This is a genomic window from Micromonospora mirobrigensis (assembly GCF_900091555.1).
Lineage (GTDB): Bacteria > Actinomycetota > Actinomycetes > Mycobacteriales > Micromonosporaceae > Micromonospora > Micromonospora mirobrigensis.
Map to the genome: position 1 here is coordinate 82,721 of NZ_FMCX01000010.1, position 15,744 is coordinate 98,464.

At 74.7% G+C, this 15,744-nt stretch carries 14 protein-coding genes; 6 read left to right on the plus strand and 8 right to left on the minus strand.

Annotation, left to right across the window (positions count from 1 at the left end):
- Positions 1-35 precede the first annotated feature (35 nt).
- The 3 genes from GA0070564_RS25820 (at position 36) to serS (ending at position 3,730) form a co-directional block, all read left to right on the plus strand.
- On the plus strand, positions 36-1,220 hold the full coding sequence (locus tag GA0070564_RS25820) for a saccharopine dehydrogenase family protein (protein WP_091614493.1): 1,185 nt from the start codon (positions 36-38) through the stop codon (positions 1,218-1,220).
- Between the two features lie 46 nt (positions 1,221-1,266).
- Entirely contained in the window at positions 1,267-2,331 is a 1,065-nt protein-coding gene (locus GA0070564_RS25825; protein ID WP_091614722.1) for a DNA polymerase III subunit beta family protein, read from the plus strand.
- 115 nt (positions 2,332-2,446) lie between these two features.
- Positions 2,447-3,730: a serine--tRNA ligase gene (serS, locus tag GA0070564_RS25830; protein ID WP_091614496.1), complete on the plus strand. Its 1,284-nt coding sequence runs from the start codon at positions 2,447-2,449 to the stop codon at positions 3,728-3,730.
- On the opposite strand, the gene GA0070564_RS25835 is transcribed toward serS, so the two are convergent.
- The 4 genes from GA0070564_RS25835 to GA0070564_RS25850 all read right to left on the minus strand — a co-directional run bounded on the left by GA0070564_RS25835 (position 3,717) and on the right by GA0070564_RS25850 (position 8,458).
- Positions 3,717-4,610, minus strand: a complete 894-nt coding sequence (locus GA0070564_RS25835) for a cytochrome c biogenesis CcdA family protein (RefSeq protein WP_091614499.1) — start codon at positions 4,608-4,610, stop codon at positions 3,717-3,719. The two genes, serS and GA0070564_RS25835, sit on opposite strands and share 14 nt — an antisense overlap.
- A gap of 6 nt (positions 4,611-4,616) precedes the next feature.
- A complete protein-coding gene (locus GA0070564_RS25840) occupies positions 4,617-5,117 on the minus strand; it encodes a TlpA family protein disulfide reductase (RefSeq protein WP_245670250.1) in 501 nt (166 codons plus the stop codon).
- A gap of 387 nt (positions 5,118-5,504) precedes the next feature.
- Positions 5,505-6,971, minus strand: a complete 1,467-nt coding sequence (locus tag GA0070564_RS25845) for an NADH-quinone oxidoreductase subunit NuoF family protein (RefSeq protein WP_091614503.1) — start codon at positions 6,969-6,971, stop codon at positions 5,505-5,507.
- Complete coding sequence (locus tag GA0070564_RS25850) at positions 6,968-8,458, minus strand: ferric reductase-like transmembrane domain-containing protein (protein WP_245670252.1); 1,491 nt, start codon at positions 8,456-8,458, stop codon at positions 6,968-6,970. The genes GA0070564_RS25845 and GA0070564_RS25850 overlap by 4 nt, the downstream gene beginning before the upstream one ends.
- A gap of 268 nt (positions 8,459-8,726) precedes the next feature.
- On the opposite strand from GA0070564_RS25850, the gene GA0070564_RS25855 reads away from it, so the two are divergent.
- Positions 8,727-10,172, plus strand: coding sequence for an alpha-amylase (locus tag GA0070564_RS25855; RefSeq protein ID WP_091614506.1), 1,446 nt, complete (start codon positions 8,727-8,729; stop codon positions 10,170-10,172).
- Positions 10,173-10,484: 312 nt separating this feature from the next.
- On the plus strand, positions 10,485-11,204 hold the full coding sequence (locus GA0070564_RS25860; RefSeq protein ID WP_245670254.1) for a L,D-transpeptidase: 720 nt from the start codon (positions 10,485-10,487) through the stop codon (positions 11,202-11,204).
- A 9-nt stretch (positions 11,205-11,213) separates the two neighbouring features.
- On the opposite strand, the gene GA0070564_RS25865 is transcribed toward GA0070564_RS25860, so the two are convergent.
- Genes GA0070564_RS25865 through GA0070564_RS25880 form a run of 4 tightly spaced genes read right to left on the minus strand, consistent with a single transcriptional unit; the run spans position 11,214 to position 14,733 of the window.
- On the minus strand, positions 11,214-11,837 hold the full coding sequence (locus GA0070564_RS25865) for a response regulator transcription factor (RefSeq protein WP_091614511.1): 624 nt from the start codon (positions 11,835-11,837) through the stop codon (positions 11,214-11,216).
- Between the two features lies 1 nt (position 11,838).
- On the minus strand, positions 11,839-12,963 hold the full coding sequence (locus GA0070564_RS25870) for a sensor histidine kinase (protein WP_245670271.1): 1,125 nt from the start codon (positions 12,961-12,963) through the stop codon (positions 11,839-11,841).
- Between the two features lie 38 nt (positions 12,964-13,001).
- Positions 13,002-13,814, minus strand: a complete 813-nt coding sequence (locus GA0070564_RS25875) for an ABC transporter permease (RefSeq protein WP_091614517.1) — start codon at positions 13,812-13,814, stop codon at positions 13,002-13,004.
- Between the two features lies 1 nt (position 13,815).
- The gene (locus GA0070564_RS25880) at positions 13,816-14,733 is read right to left on the minus strand and encodes an ABC transporter ATP-binding protein (protein ID WP_091614522.1); all 918 of its coding nucleotides are present in this window, start codon (positions 14,731-14,733) and stop codon (positions 13,816-13,818) included.
- 147 nt (positions 14,734-14,880) lie between these two features.
- Between GA0070564_RS25880 and GA0070564_RS25885 the strand changes: the two genes are divergently transcribed.
- Positions 14,881-15,735 (plus strand): alpha/beta hydrolase, encoded by an 855-nt coding sequence (locus GA0070564_RS25885; protein WP_091614526.1) that lies wholly within the window; start codon positions 14,881-14,883, stop codon positions 15,733-15,735.
- The last annotated feature ends 9 nt before the right edge of the window (positions 15,736-15,744 follow it).

Consider the following 15,744-nt stretch of genomic DNA (forward strand, 5'->3'; position numbering starts at 1 on the left):
CAGTTTCCGGGAGCCGGTGGTGGCACACTCGGCGGATGGCTGACGACCGCGCGTACGACCTCGTCCTGTTCGGCGCGACCGGGTTCACCGGTGGGCTCACCGCGGAATACCTGGCCCGGCACGCCCCGGCGGGTCTGCGCTGGGCGCTGGCCGGGCGCAACCCGGCGAAGCTGGCCGCGGTCCGGGACCGGCTGGCCGCGATCGACCCGACCTGCGCCGACCTGCCGCTGCTCACCGCCGACGTGACCGACCCGGCCTCGCTGCGGGCGGTGGCCGAGGCGGCCCGGGTGGTGGCCTCCACGGTCGGCCCGTACGTGCACCACGGGGAGCCGCTGGTCGCCGCGTGCGCCGCCGCGGGCACCGACTACCTGGACATCACCGGCGAGCCGGAGTTCGTCGACGCGATGTACGTCCGGCACCACGCCGAGGCGGTCCGCACCGGCGCGCGGCTGGTGCACACCTGCGGCTTCGACTCGATCCCGCACGACCTCGGGGTGTGGTTCACCGTCAAGCAGCTGCCGGCCGACGGGCCGATCAGCGTCGACGGGTACGTCCGGGCCGGCGGGAAGTTCTCCGCCGGCACGTACCACTCGGCGCTGACCGCGTTCTCCCGGATGAAGGAGACCTCCCGGGTGGCGAAGGAACGCCGGGCCGTCGAGCCCCGGCCGGAGGGCCGCCGGGTCCGGGCGGTGCCCGGCAAGGTCGGCCGGTCGGCGGACGTCGGCCGGTGGGCGGTGCCGCTGCCGACCATCGACCCGCAGGTGGTCCGCCGGTCGGCGGCGGCCCGCCCGGAGTACGGCCCGGACTTCCGCTACCGGCACTTCGCGGCGGTGAAGCGGCTGCCCACGGTGATCGCGGCCGGGGTGGGCATGGGTGGCCTGCTCGGGCTGGTGAAGGTGCCGCCGGCCCGCCGCTGGCTGCTCGGCCGGCTCGCCTCCGGCCAGGGGCCCAGCGCCGAGCAGCGGGCGAAGTCCTGGTTCAAGGTCCGGTTCGTCGGCACCGGCGGCGGCCGTCGGGTGGTCACCGAGGTGGCCGGCGGCGACCCGGGCTACGACGAGACGGCCAAGATGCTGGCCGAGTCGGCGCTCTGCCTGGCGTGCGACGACCTGCCCGCCACGTCGGGCCAGGTCACCCCGGTGACCGCGATGGGTGACGCGCTGCTGCACCGGCTCACCAACGCCGGCCTCACCTTCCGCACCCTGGAGGCGCGGCCGGCTTGACCCTCGAGCAGGTTGAGAGCCCAGGATCAGGGTCGTGGAGAGCGAACTGCGCAGCATCGGCGAGCTGGCCCGGGCCAGTGGGCTGACGGTCAGCGCGCTGCGGTTCTACGACCGCAGCGGGGTGCTGGCCCCGGCGCTGGTCGACCCGGTGACCGGCTACCGCTGGTACGCCGAGGACCAGGTGGCCCCGGCCCGGCTGGTGGCCGGCCTGCGTCGGGTCGGCATGCCGCTGGCCGGGATCGTCGAGGCGTTGCGGCACCGGCACGAGCCGGCGGTGGTGGGCGCCCTGCTCGACGCGCACCTGCGCCGGCTGGAGGACGGCCTGGCCGACGCGCGTCGGGAGCTCTTCCGGATCCGTACGCTCATCGATCCCGAGGAGGAACCGATGACCACCCACCTCGTGCTGTCCCGCGCCGACCTCGCCGCCGCCGTTGACGCGGTCCGCTTCGCCGTCGGCGCCGACCCGGAGCTGCCGGCGATGGCCGGCGTGCTCCTCGACGTCGAGCCGGACGGGGTGCGGCTGGCCGCCACCGACCGGCACCGGCTGGCCATCGCCCGGGTCGGCGCCGAGGTGACCGGGCCGCCGGTGCGGTTCCTGGTTCCGGTGGCCGCCGTGGACGAGTTGCGCGCCCTGCTCGACGTCGAAGGCCCACGGGCGCGGCTCACCGTGACCCCGGACGGGCTGACCGCCGAGGTGGCGGGCTGCGAGGTGCGGGCCGTCCCGCTGCCGTACGACTTCCCCGACCTGCACCGGCTGCTGCGGGAGGTGGTCTCGGCGGTGCCGGCGCACCGGGTGCCGCTGGACGTGGCCGCCCTGCGGGCCGCGCTGACCGCCCCCGACGTGCCGGTCCAGGTCCGCGAGCACGAGGGCAACCCGTACGAGGTGACCGTGCTGGGGCTGGCCGATGGCGGCCTGCGGGTGCTGGCCGGCGACGATCCGGACCCGGGCGTGCTCCGGGTCGGGGTGAACCGGCACTACCTGCTGGACGCGCTGGACGCGGGCGGGCCGGGGCAGCTGGTGCTGGAGCTGGACGGCCCGATCGCCCCGCTGGCGGTCCGCCGCCCCGGCGACGGGGACGCCTTCTCGATCCTGATGCCGATCCGGCTCTGACCGAGCAGGGGAGCCGGCTCTGACGGCCCGCTGACGGCGATCTCGGCGGCAGGGGCGGCGACGGTAGCATCTGGGGGTCTGAGAACGAGTCCCCGGACGGAGGCGTACGGAGCGCATGCTCGACATGGAGTTGATCCGGAAGGATCGCGAGGCGGTGGCGACCGCGCTGGCCAAGCGTTTGGATCCGGCCGAGGTCAGCCGGGCCCTGGACGAGATCCAGCGGCTGGACCAGGAGCGACGCGCCCTGATCACGGGGATCGACGCCGAGCGGCAGCGCCGCAAGGCCGAGGCCCGGGCGTACGCCGAGGCGAAGCGGGCCGGCCGGGAGCCGGAGCAGGCCGCCCCGGACGGTGAGCGCAAGCAGCTGGCCGAGCTGGAGTCCCAGCTGGACGAGGTGCAGGCCCGGCTGCGGGACCGGATGGCCGAGCTGCCGAACCTGCCCGCCGAGGACGTGGTGCCCGGCGGCAAGGAGGCCAACCGGGTGGTGCGCACCTTCGGCGAGCCGCCGGCGATCGAGAAGGTACGCGACCACGTCGAGCTGAGCCGGATGCTGGGTCTGGTGGACCACGAGCGCGGGGTGAAGCTCGGCGGTTCCGGGTTCTGGATGTACACCGGCATGGGCGCGCGGTTGGAGTGGGCGCTGCTCAACTGGCTGGTCGAGCGGAACATCGAGGCGGGCTACGAGTTCCTGCTCCCGCCGCACCTGCTGCTGGACACCGCGGGCTTCGCCGCCGGCCAGTTCCCGAAGTTCTACGACGACGTCTACCACCTGGACCGGGAGTCGGCGCCGCGCGGCCAGTTCCTGCTGCCCACCTCGGAGACGGCGATCCTCGGGGCGTACCAGGACGAGATCCTGGAGACGGCGAAGCTGCCGCTGAAGGCGTTCGCGTACACGCCGTGCTACCGGCGGGAGGCGGCCGGCTCGCACTCCGACGAGCGGGGCACGGTCCGTGGCCACCAGTTCAACAAGGTGGAGATCTTCCAGTTCACCCTGCCGGAGCAGGCGGACGCCGCGCTGACCGCGATGGTCGCGCACGTGGAGGGCCTGGTCGAGCAGCTCGGCCTGCACCACCAGACCAGCCTGCTGGCGGCCGGCGACGCCAGCGCCTCGATGAAGAAGACCCTGGACATCGAGGTCTGGATGCCGAGCACCGGCAAGTACAAGGAGGTGTCGTCGGTCTCCTGGGCCGGTGACTACCAGGCCCGCCGGGCCGCGATCCGTTACCGGGAGCCGGGCGGCAAGCAGACCCGTTTCGTGCACACCCTCAACGGGTCGGCGCTGGCCACCAGCCGGCTCTTCCCGGCCATCCTGGAGCAGTTCCAGCAGGCCGACGGTTCCGTGGTGGTGCCCGAGGTGCTCCGGCCCAAGCTGGGCACCGACCTGCTCACCCCCCGCTGACCCGCCGCGACGTGCGGGGCCCGGTCCGCCGGCCCCGCACGTCGTCGCCGTCCGTCGGGGTGCGGCGCCTCAGCGCGGCGACGAGCAGCAGCCCGGCCAGGGCCACCGCCAGCACCGCCGGCCCGGCCGCGGCGAGGACGGCGGTCAGCGACCGTTGCAGCCGGGCCGCCCCGGCCACCACCGGGTCGCCGAGGACGTCGTGCCGGCCCAGGGCCAGCCGCACCTCGTACCAGCCGTACCAGGCGACGTAGCCGCCGGCGACCAGCAGCACCAGGCCGCCGAGCCGGGGCACCAGGGCGCCGACGCGGCGCAGCCGGGCCACCACAGAGCCGCGGACCAGGGCCACGCCGAGGGCGGCCACGCCGACCACCAACCCCATCCCGATCGCGTACGCCCCGAACAGCGCCAGCCCGCGCAGCGTCGACCCGGCCCGCAGGCTGGTCACCACGATCGCCAGGAACGGGCCGATCGTGCAGCTCAGCGAGGCCAGCGCGTACGCCGCGCCGAAGAGCGCCATCGACGCCCAGGAGCGGGTGAGCCGGGGCGCCCGCACTCCGGCCCCCGGACCCGGCAGCTTCCGGCCGGCGAGCAGCCAGCAGCCGAGCGCCAGCAGCAGCACCCCCAGCCAGACGGTGAGCCAGGGCAGCCGGGGCCGCAGCCAGCCGGCCAGTGGCGCCAGTGCCAGTCCGAAGGCGCCGAAGACCACGACGTACCCGGTGGTCAGCCCGGCGGTGGCGACCAGCGCGCGGCGGACCGCGCCGGCCCGTTCGGCGGGCCCGGCGACCAGCAGCGACAGGTACGCCGGCAGCATGGCGAAGCCGCACGGGTTGACCGCGCCGAGCATGCCGGCGGTGAGCGCCAGCAGCAGCGGGGTGCCCACCGGCGGTCAGCCGGCCAGCTCGGCGACCCGCCGGGTCAGCGCCTCGCCGTCGAGGAAGCCCCGGTGGACGACCCGCCCGTCGCGGTCGAGGACGACGAAGGTGCTCTGCTCGACCACCTCGAACCGGCGCCACAGCTCCCCGGCGTGGTCGTCGAGCTGGGTGGTGCCGGCCAGCTCGAACTCGGTGACGAAGTCCTTCATGGCCGGTCGCTCGCCGAGCCCGGCCACGCCGATGATCGGCACGGTGTCCCGGTACTTCGGGGCGATCTCGGCGACCGTCCAGGCCTGGGAGGCGCAGGTGGCGCACCAGGGCGCCCAGAACCAGAGCACCACCGGCCGGCCGGCGAGGCCGGCGGCGGAGAAGGCGCCACCGTCCAGGGTGGTGCCGGTGAACCGCAGCGTCGCCGGCGCGGCGGCGGTCAGGGCCGGCGCGGCGGTCGGGGCCGGCGTGATACCCACCGGGCCGGTCGGGGCGGTCGGGGCCTCGCCGACCGCGCAGGAGGTCACCCAGACAAGCGCGGCGACCAGCCCGGCGGTGGCCCGGAGGGCCGAACCGCGCAGGGCCGAATGCCGGCGCGGCGCCGGCCGGGTGGGAGGGTGGGGACGATGTGCAGAGCGGGCGGATAACCCGGTCGGAGCCTGTCGAGCTGATGTCGTGAACGACTCAGGCCTCCGGTCGGCGGTGCCGGCGGGGCATTCCGCCCCGGGGTCGCTGGCCGGATGGTGAGTCGTCTGCGACATCAGCTCGACAGGACGTTCGGTGGAAGACCTCCCGTCGGCTGAGCGGCCCACCGGTGTGGCACGGGCGGCGGCGGGGCCGGCTGGGCGGACCACAGGTGTGGTCCGGGCGGCAGGCCGGGGCGTGGGCATCCGGGGCTCCTCTGCGGGTTCGTGCTATTCGGCCTTGGCCAGCCGGAGCGCCAGCTCGGGGCAGACCTTGACCGCCTTGAGGGCGCCCTCGCGCAGCCAGGTCGGGACCGGGGTGGGCGGGAAGGCGGGATATCCGTTGCCGTCGAGCCGGATGAAGTCCGGCACCACGTGCGCGCAGAGCCCGTGCCCGTCGCACCGGGACCAGTCGAGGGTGAGCCGCTGCGGGTCGGCGTCCGGGGCGCCGGGCAGCCCCATCACACCCTTGACCCGCCGGCCGCAGCCGTCGCCGGTGGTGTGCAGCCGCAGGTCCTCGGCGAAGACCTCGACCGCGGAGAGCGCGAATCGGGCCGTACCGTCGGGGTGGCTGCACGCGCCGCGGCCCCGCACGTCGGTGGCGGCCGCGCGGACGATCTCCACCGGCGCGCTGCCGGCGACCGCCAGGTCGACGGCGCGGGCCAGGTCCGGCAGGCCCATCTTGCACGGTCCGCACTGTCCGGCGGACTCGCCGGCCAGGTAGCGGACCACCTGCGCGCTCTCGCCGAGCGGGCAGGTGTCCCGGCCCAGCGGGACGATGATGCCGGCGCCGAGAGTGCCACCGACCGCGGTCAGCCCGGCGCGGGAGACCTCGGCCCGGTCGGCGGCCTCCGGGGTGATCCACTTGCCGTGGTAGCCGCCGGTCAGGATGCCCGGGCCGTCGGGCACCTGGCAGAGTTCGAGGATCTCGCGCAGCGGCGTCCCCGCCGCGCACTCGACCACGGCGGGCCGGCCGGCGGCGCCGGTCACCGTGAGCAGCACCGTGCCGGGTTCCGCGTCGGTGCCGAGCGCCGCGTACTCGTACGGCCCGAGCCGGGCGGCGACGGCGAGCTGGGCGTACGTCTCGGCGTTGGAGAGCAGGGTGGGCAGACCGCCCACACCGGAGTCGCTGGACCGCTTCTTGGTGCCGGGCGGGATGTGCGGCAGCCCGTTGATCCCGTTGACCAGCGCGCCGCCCTCCCCGGAGATGAACCGGTGCGGGACGGTGACGATGCTGGTCGGCACCGGCATCCGCCGTTCCTCCAGCGCCTCGGTCAGCGACGGCCGGGCCACGTCGTCGTCGGAGACCCCGATGACGATCTCCTCGGCGTCCAGCGCGTACGCGGCCAGCGCGGCGCCGTCCAGCACGAGGTGCGGCGCGCGGGTGAGCAGCACCTTGTCCTTCCAGCTGGCCGGCTCCCCCTCGGTGGCGTTGACCACCACCACCGCCGGGGCGTCCTGCCGCTGGCAGGACTCCAGCACCGCGCGCAGTTTGCGGGCGAACGGGAAACCGGCCCCGCCCTTGCCCTTGAGCTGGACGCCGTCGACCAGCCGGAGCAGGTTCGCCGGCTCGATCGGGCCGATCGGGCCGTGCACCTCCTCGTGGGCGGCCAGGTCGAGCCGGCCGAAGTCGGCGAACCCGGCGGTGAGCCGGGCCTCCCCGACGCAGGCCACCGGCGGCACGGTCGTCCGCATCACTTCGCCTCCCCGCGCAGCCCGGCCCAGTACGCCCCGTCGACCGCCTCGGCGCTGGCCCGGCGACGGCGGCTGGACCGGCCGTCCCCGGCGGCCCGCCGCGCCCGGCGCGAGGCCAGGTCGACAAGCGTGGGGGTGTCGTCGACGGGCAGCTCGTCCGGCAGGTAGCGGGCCGGCGGGCGCCAGTAGTCCGGCTCCTCGGGCACGTCGTCGTCGAGGCTGTGCCGGCCGGCGGAGACCGGCTCGACCGACAGCGGCGCCGAGGCCTCCCAGCGGCGCGGGCTGTCCCACGGCTCCTCCGGCCCGGTCCGGCGGGACCGGCGGGCACCGGAGGTCGGGGCCAGGTCGCCCTCGTCGGGCGGGACCGGGTCGTCGGCGTACCGGGTGCGTCGGCCCGGGGAGACCGGCGCGCTCTCCTCGGCCCGTCGGGCACGACGCCCGGTGGAGACCGGCACCAGTTCCTCGTCCCGGCCCGGTCGCTCGGCGGCGCGAGCGGCCCGGACCGGCTGGCGCAGGCTGCCCGGCTCGGGGACCACCGGGACCGTGAACCGCTCCGGGTCGCGGCGGCGGGCCGGGGCGCCGGCGCCGGCCCACGAGGTGGCGGTGGTCTCCGCCCAGCCGCCCCGGGCGCCCTTCTCCTGGCGGGTGTCGGCGTCGGCCCGGCCCCGGCCCAGCCGGGTGAGCAGGCCCCGGGCGCCGGCCTCCTCGGCGGGGCGGGCGGCCATGGCCCGGTTGCGGGCGGCGGCCTGCTGCTGCTCCCGACTGCGCCGGCCGACGTGGACGGAGAGCCGGACCAGCAGGGCCACCACCACCAGCAGCCCGCAGGCCAGGTAGCTGAGCACCACCCAGGACTTGGCGGCCCGGCCGGCGTTCAGGCCGTGGAGCAGGGCGAAGGGCCAGGAGAGGTACGCCATCGAGTGCAGCGACCGCCACACCCACTTCGGGCCGACGCCGGCGAAGCGGGCCCGGATGACGCCGGTCCAGAGCACGCTGACCATGAGGAAGGCGGCCACCGTGCCGAGCCCGACGTAGAGGCCGCGCCCGCCGAGGAAGGGCAGCACGGCGTCGGTGGGGCCGGCCCGCCCGATGGCGATCTTGGTGATCACGTGGAAGACCAGGCCGGCGACGCCCAGGACACCGGTGGCCCGGTGCGCCGACTGGAGCAGCACCCGGTGCCGGATCTGGAGCACCAGCCGGTCGGTGGCGAGCAGGCCCATCATCACCGTCAGGCTCAACGAGACCAGGGCGACGACACCGGCGAAGAACTCGGTGAAGAAGAAGCCGTACGCGTACATGGTGGCGCCCTCGCCGGTGAGCTCGACGCCCGCCCAGAGCAGGGCGAGAGCGGAGCCGACCAGCAGCGCGAGCGCCGGCCGGGACAGGGTACGCACGCCCCGGCTGGTGCTGGTGGTCCGGACGGTCACCGCCTTCTGGTTCTGCTGTCCCCGGCCCATCTGCTCCTCGATCGTCAACTCGCGGCGGCGCCCCACCGGCCGACCCTGCTCCGTCCAGCAGTACGCACGCCGACCGTGAACGGATCAGCGTCGGTGGGAATTTCTCGGCCGGATCGTCGAACCGCCCGGTCGCGGCGCGCGTGTAGCACCCCGCGCAACGACGGATGTCCATCCGTTGACAGCCCTTGCAACGCGCTTGTAACCTTGCCGAAAATTTTCAGTCCGGTCTGCAAGAAGCCGGCACTGAAGAACCCTCCCCCGCGCACGCACCACCACCCCGTCCCCCGCACCCCCAGGAGTACCGATGCATCAACGTCGATGCCGCTCGGCGATCCTCGCCCTCGGCGCGATCGCCAGCCTGCTCGTACCCACAGCCGTGGCGGCACCCCCGGCCGTCGCGGCGACCCCGGGCACAAAGAAGGTCATCGTCCAGCTCTTCGAGTGGAACTGGACCTCGGTGGCCAGCGAGTGCACAGGAGTGCTGGGCCCGAAGGGCTACGGCTGGGTGCAGGTCTCCCCGCCGCAGGAGCACGTCAATGCCGCGCCGTGGTGGGTCTCCTACCAGCCGGTCAGCTACCGGATCGAGTCCCGCAAGGGCACCCGGGCGCAGTTCCAGTCCATGGTCAACACCTGCCACAACGCGGGCGTGAAGGTCATCGTGGACACCGTGGTCAACCACATGTCCGGCCAGGAGAACGGCGGCACCGGCTGGGCCGGCACCAGCTACGGCCACTACAACTACCCGGGCACCTACGGCTCGCAGGACTTCCACTACTGCGGGCGCAACGGCAACAACGACATCGTCAACTACAGCGACCGGTACGAGGTGCAGAACTGCGAGCTGGTCAACCTCGCGGACCTGAAGACGGAGTCGGACTACGTCCGCACCCGGCTCGCCGCGTACATGAACGACCTGCTCTCCCTCGGCGTCGACGGCTTCCGGATGGACGGCAGCAAGCACATGCCGGCCGCCGACATCGCCGCCATCAAGAGCAAGCTCTCCCGCTCGGCGTACCTGGTACAGGAGGTCATCTACGGCGCCGGTGAGCCGGTGCAGCCGACCGAGTACACCGGCAACGGCGACGTGCACGAGTTCCGGTACGGCAAGGACCTGGCCCGGATGTTCAACAGCGAGCGGCTGGCGTACCTGAAGAACTTCGGCGAGGCGTGGGGCTACCTGCCCAGCAGCCAGGCGGTGGCCTTCGTGGACAACCACGACACCCAGCGCGAGGGCGGGGTGCTGACATACAAGAACGGCGGCGCGTACGCCCTGGCGAACGCGTTCATGCTGGCCTGGCCGTACGGCACCCCGGCGGTGATGTCCAGCTTCTCGTTCAGCAACAAGGACCAGGCGCCGCCCTCGGACGCCAGCAACCGGATCACCAACACCACCTGCTACGCGGGCTGGGAGTGCGAGCACCGCTGGCGGGTGATCGCCAACATGGTCGGCTTCAACAACGCCACCCAGGGCGCCGGCGTCAGCAACTGGTACGACAACGGCTACCAGCACATCGCCTTCAGCCGTACCGGCAAGGGCTTCCTGACCATCAACGACGAGGACTCCGCGATCACCGGCCGCTCGTACTACACCGGCCTGCCCGCCGGCCGGTACTGCGACGTCGTCCACGGCGACTTCAGCAACGGCTCGTGCAGCGGACCGGTGATCACCGTGGACTCCAGCGGCTGGTTCGCCGCGACCATCAACGCCCACGACGCGGTCGCCATCCACGTCGGCGCCCGGCTGCCCTGACCCGGCTGGTCGACCCGATCCGGCCGACCGTCCGACCCGGAGCCCCCGTACCGCCCCCGCGGCGCGGGGGCTCCGCCGTGCCGGTTGTCGGCTCGGGAGGGCGTACGCTCGCTTAGAGTGGTTTCGTGCTCTTTGCCCGGTTGACCTCGCGCTGGACGCTCGGCTGGCTGCTCGCCGCCCTCGGCGTACCCCTGGTGCTCGCCGCGGTGCTGTTCGCCGGCCGGCCGTCGCCCCCCCGGACACCCGACGGCCCGGCCCACGCCGCCACCCACCGCGGCCCCGGCCACCCCGAGCCCGACCGGGTCGGAGTCGGTGCCGGCCGCGGCGCCCGCGCCGCCCGGCCTGCCGGTGATCGACTACGCCGCCGCGCCCGCCGGTTTCCCGGCCGACCCGCACCCCGGCGACACCCGGCCGCTCACCCAGGGGCTCGCCCCCACCCGGAAGATCCCGGTGTACGACGCGCCGGGCGGCCGGCCGCTGGCCTTCCTCGCCCCCACCATCAGCGACGTCCCGCTGACCGTGCCGATCGCCCAGCGGCGCACCGGCTGGACCGCGGTGCTGCTCCCCTCGGCCAACCGCCGGCTGGCCTGGGTCCCGCCCACCGGCGGCTGGACCACCGTCGCCCTGCCCGACCAGATCGTGGTGGAACGCCGCCCGCACCGACTCACCTGGTTCCACTCCGGTCGCGCCGTGCGGTCCTGGCCGGTCAGCCTCGGCATGCCCGGCCAGGAGACCCCGCTGGGCCGCACCTTCGTCCTGGGCCGCACTCCCCCGCCGGAGGAGGTCTACGGCGGGGTGGACATCTTCGCCCTCGGCGCGGTCCCCGACGACCCGGACGCCGTCCCCACCGGCCTGAAGGGAGCGCACATCGGCCTGCACAGCTGGCACGACGACGACACCCTCGGGCGCAACGTCACCAACGGCTGCATCCGGCTGACCCGCGGCGCCCAGCGGCTGCTGCTCGACCGGGTGCCGCCCGGCACCGGCCTGCTCGTGGTCGACCAGCTCCACACCCCGCCGGCCACCGCCTGAGCGGCCGGCTCACCGGCCGAGCAGCCAGCCGTTCTCCTCGGCGATCCGCACCGCGTCGGCCCGGTTGCGGGCCCCGGTCTTGCCGATCGCCGCCGACAGGTGGTTGCGCACCGTGCCCTCGGAGAGGTGCAGCGTGCGGGCCAGCTCGGCGACCGTCCCCCCGCCCCGGGCGGTACGCAGCACCTCGGTCTCCCGTTCGGTCAGCGGGCTCGTCCCGGCGGCGAGGGTCTCCGCGGCCAGGGTCGGGTCGACCACCCGCAGCCCGGCGCGCACCCGGCGGACCGCGTCGGCGAGCTGCCGGGCCGGGGTGTCCTTGACCACGAAGCCGTCCGCGCCGGCCTCCATCGCCCGGCGCAGGTAGCCGGGGCGGCCGAAGGTGGTCACCACCAGCACCCGGCAGCCGGGCACCGCGGCCCGCAGCGCGGCCGTCGCGGCGATCCCGTCCAGGCCGGGCATCTCCACGTCGAGCAACGCCACGTCGGGCGAGGTGCGTCGGGCCTCGGGGACCACCTCGTCGCCGCGCCCCACCTCGGCCACCACCGTCAGGTCCGGCTCCAGCGACAGCAGCGCGGCCAGCGCTCCCCGGACCAGCGCCTGGTCGTCGGCGAGCAGCAGCCGGATCGGCGCGTCCATCTCAACCCTCCCCGTCGGGCACGGCCACCCGCAGCAGGAAACCAGGGCCGTCCGGCCGGCGGCCGACGGTGACGGTGGCGTCCCACCGGCGGGCCCGCTCGCGCAGCCCCACCAGGCCGTGCCCGGCGCCGTCGGATCCGGGGGCCGGGCCGCGGCCGTCGTCGCGTACCTCCACCGCCGTCGCGGTCACCCGGATCTCGCAGCGCCGCGCGCCGCTGTGCCGCACCACGTTGGTCACCCCCTCCCGGACCGCCCAGCCGAACAGCTCGTCGCGCTCCGCGGGCAGCTCCGGCAGGCCTTCCGGCAGCTCCGCGCGGATGCCCGCGGCGGTCAGCGCCGAGCGGGCGCCGGCCAGCTCGGTGCCGAGACCGACCCCGCGGTACGCCCCGACGGTGCCCCGCACGTCCGCGAGGGCCTCCCGGGCCAGCCGCTCCACGTCGGCGATCTCGGTGGCCGCCCGGGCCGGGTCGAGCTCCAGCAGCCGCCCGGCCAGCTCCGCCTTCACCGCCACCACGGTCAGCGAGTGGCCGAGGATGTCGTGCAGGTCGCGGGCGGTGCGGGCGCGCTCCTCGGCGACGGCGAGCCGGCGGATCTCGGCCTGCGCGGCATGGAGCTCGGCGTTGCGTTGGGCCAGCCGGCTCACCCCGAACATGGCGAGCGCGGCGAGCAGCACGGCGAAGAGGATCGTGCGCTCCGCGCCCCAGCCGGGCACCAGGAGGCCCAGCAGCATCGGAGTGACCGCGGCCAGCAGCACCACCACGACGGCCGGCCGGGTCGGCAGCAGGAAGATCGCGGCGGCGGCCACGAAGACCAGGGTGGACATCCACTCGCCCCCGGTGCCAGGGATGCCGGCCAGGCCGAGGGCGAGCAGCCCACCGAGGATCGCCCAGGCCCGGCCCGGCGGGATGGGCCGGGCGGACCGGCGCATCAGCCGGCCCCACTCGAAGGCGAGGACGTAGCCCAGCCCGAAGGCGACCAGGGTGGCCACCCCCAGCACCCGCCGCCACACCTGCTCCTGGTGCAGCGCGGCGTCCAGGGCGGTGTTGAGGAAGATCAGCCAGACCGCCGCCAGCAGCCATCCGGTGAACCGCCAGCGGTGGCTCACCGGATAGGGGTCGTCGGGCATGAGCTTCACGGCGCCCACGCTAACCCGGGCCGGCCCGCTCAGACCCGGGTGGTGTCCCGGCGGAACAGCCGGGCCGCGCCGAGGGTGAAGAACGCCGTCCAGCCGGCCAGGTTGCCCAGCGCCGCCCAGTCCATCCCGTTCCCGGTCAGCGGGGCCCGGGCCAACTGGCCGACGCCGTACACCGGGGTGAACTTCGCGATCTGCTGCATGACGTGCGGGAGCAGCTCCAGCGGCAGGAACAGGCCGCCGAGCATGGCCAGGATGGCCAGCGCCGGGCCCATGAACTGCATGACGTTCTCGGCCGGGGCGAGGTAGCCGACGAAGAGACCCAGCGCGGCGAAGACCAGCGAGCCGAGCCACGCGACGAGACCGGACGTCACCCAGATGTAAGCGGGCAGCCGCACCCCGGAGGCGGCGCCGACGGCGAACTCCACGACCACGCCCAGCAGGCCCAGGACCATCGCGGTGACCACCTTCGTCCCCACGTACGCGGCCGGCCGTAGCGGGGTGAGCCGGAGCTGGCGGCTCCAGCCCAGCGCCCGTTCCGTCGCGACGGCGGCGCCGGCGCTGGTGGTGGCCACCATGGCCGCGTAGACGGCGAGGCTGATCATGATCCAGCCGGTCACCGGCAGCCCGTTGTCGAGCCGGTCCCCGCGCGAGGGGAGACCGAAGAGCAGGAAGAAGACCGCCGGCATGACGAGGATGAAGATCAGCGTGCGGCGGTTGCGCAGCACCCGGCGGATCTCGATACCGAGCACGGCGGCGGAGAACCCGCCCAGGGCGGGCGGACGCCGGTCCGCGCGGGAGGTCGGGGTCGGCACGGTGGTGGCGGGCGAGGCGGCAGAGGTCATCTCAGGCTCCCGTGGTCAGCGCGGCGGTCGGGGCGTCGGTGGTGAGGGCGAGGAAGGCGTCCTCGAGGTTCCGGGAGGTGATCTCCAGGTCCCGGGCGGCGGTCCGGGTGAGCAGGTACCGGGCGACGGCGTCCGAATCGTCGGTGCTCACCAGCACCGCGTCACCGCGTACCTCGACGGAACGGACGGCGGGGAGAGCGGCCAGCGCGGCCTGGTCGGCCCCCGGGAGGGTGGCGCGCACGACCCGCCCGGCCGCCAGGTTCTTGATCTCGGCGGTGGTCCCGTCGGCCACCACCCGGCCCGAGCGGACGAGCACGATCCGGTCCGCGTACGCGTCCGCCTCGTCCAGATAGTGGGTGGCGAAGAGGATCGTCCGACCGGAGCGGGCGTCGGCGCGGATCGCCCGCCAGAAGTCCCGGCGGCCCTCCACGTCCATGCCGGTGGTCGGCTCGTCGAGCACCATGAGATCGGGGTCGGGCAGCAGGGCCAGGGCGAAGCGCAGCCGTTGCTGCTGGCCGCCGGAGCACTTCCCCACCTGGCGGTCGGCGAGGTCCGCGATGCCGGCCCGGTCGAGCACCTCCCCCACCGGGCGGGTGTGGCCGTAGAACTGGGCGGTCATGCGTACCGTCTCGGCGACGGTGAGGTCCTTGAGCAGGCCACCGGTCTGCATCACGGCGGCGACCCGGCCGAGCCGGACGGCGTCGGCCGGGGTGCCGCCGAAGAGCCGCACGGTGCCGGCGTCGGGGCGGGCCAGGCCGAGCAGCATGTCGACCGTGGTGGTCTTGCCGGCGCCGTTCGGGCCGAGGAAGGCCACCACCTCACCCGGGGTGATGCGCAGGTCGAGCCCGTCGACGGCGGTGACCGGTCCGAAGGTCTTGGTGAGTCCGGCCAGCTCGACGGCCGGTGCGCTGTCTGTCATGTCAACCATGCTGCGGGCGGGCGCGGGCCGGTCCCCGGAGCGCGCATCACCTTCCGACCGTGACGTTTGTCAGGGGTGCCGTCCGGCGGGAGTGACCCCGCCCGGGCCGGGTAAGCGACTCCCCCACCGCACACCGGGAGGCCGGCAATGAGCGCACCCACGGCGCGGGTCGACACGATCGTGCTGATCCACGGACTCTGGATGACCTCGCGCAGCTGGGAGAGGTGGGTCGACCGGTACGCGGCGCAGGGTTTCCGGGTGCTCACCCCCGCCTGGCCGGGGATGGACCGGGAGGTCGAGGAGCTGCGGGCCGACCCCACCCCGATCGCCGCGCAGCGGATCACCACCATCGTCGACCACCACGCGGCGATCATCGGGGAGCTGCCCCGGCCGCCGATCGTCATGGGCCACTCGTTCGGTGGGCTGATCACCCAACTGCTCCTGGACCGCAAGCTCGGCGCGGCCGGCGTCGCCGTCCACCCCGCCCAGATCAAGGGGGTGCTGAAGCTGCCGCTGGCCACGCTGCGCTCCTCGTACCCGATCCTGCACAGCCCGGCGAACCGGGACCGCGCGGTGCCGGTCACCCGGGAGGAGTTCCGCTACTCCTTCGGCAACACGGTCAGCCAGGAGGAGTCCGACGCCGCCTGGGAGCGGTACGCCGTCCCCGGCGCCGGTCACGTCCTGTTCGAGGCGGCGTTCGCCAACCTCAACCCGCACGCGGCCACGGCGGTGGACACCAAGCGGGCCGATCGGGCCCCGCTGCTGCTGACCGCCGGCGGCGAGGACCACGTGGTGCCGCCGTCGGTGGTGTCCGCCAACGCCAACCTCTACCGGGGCTCGACGGCGATCACCGGCTACCGGGAGTACCCGGGCCGGTCGCACTTCGTCGGCGGCGAGCCGGGCTGGGAGGAGGAGGCGGACTTCGCGCTGGAGTGGGCGGTGGAGGCGGCGAACCAGTACTCGCCGACCGTGGTCAGCGAGATGCCCGACCGCCGTCGCTGACGCCGTGGA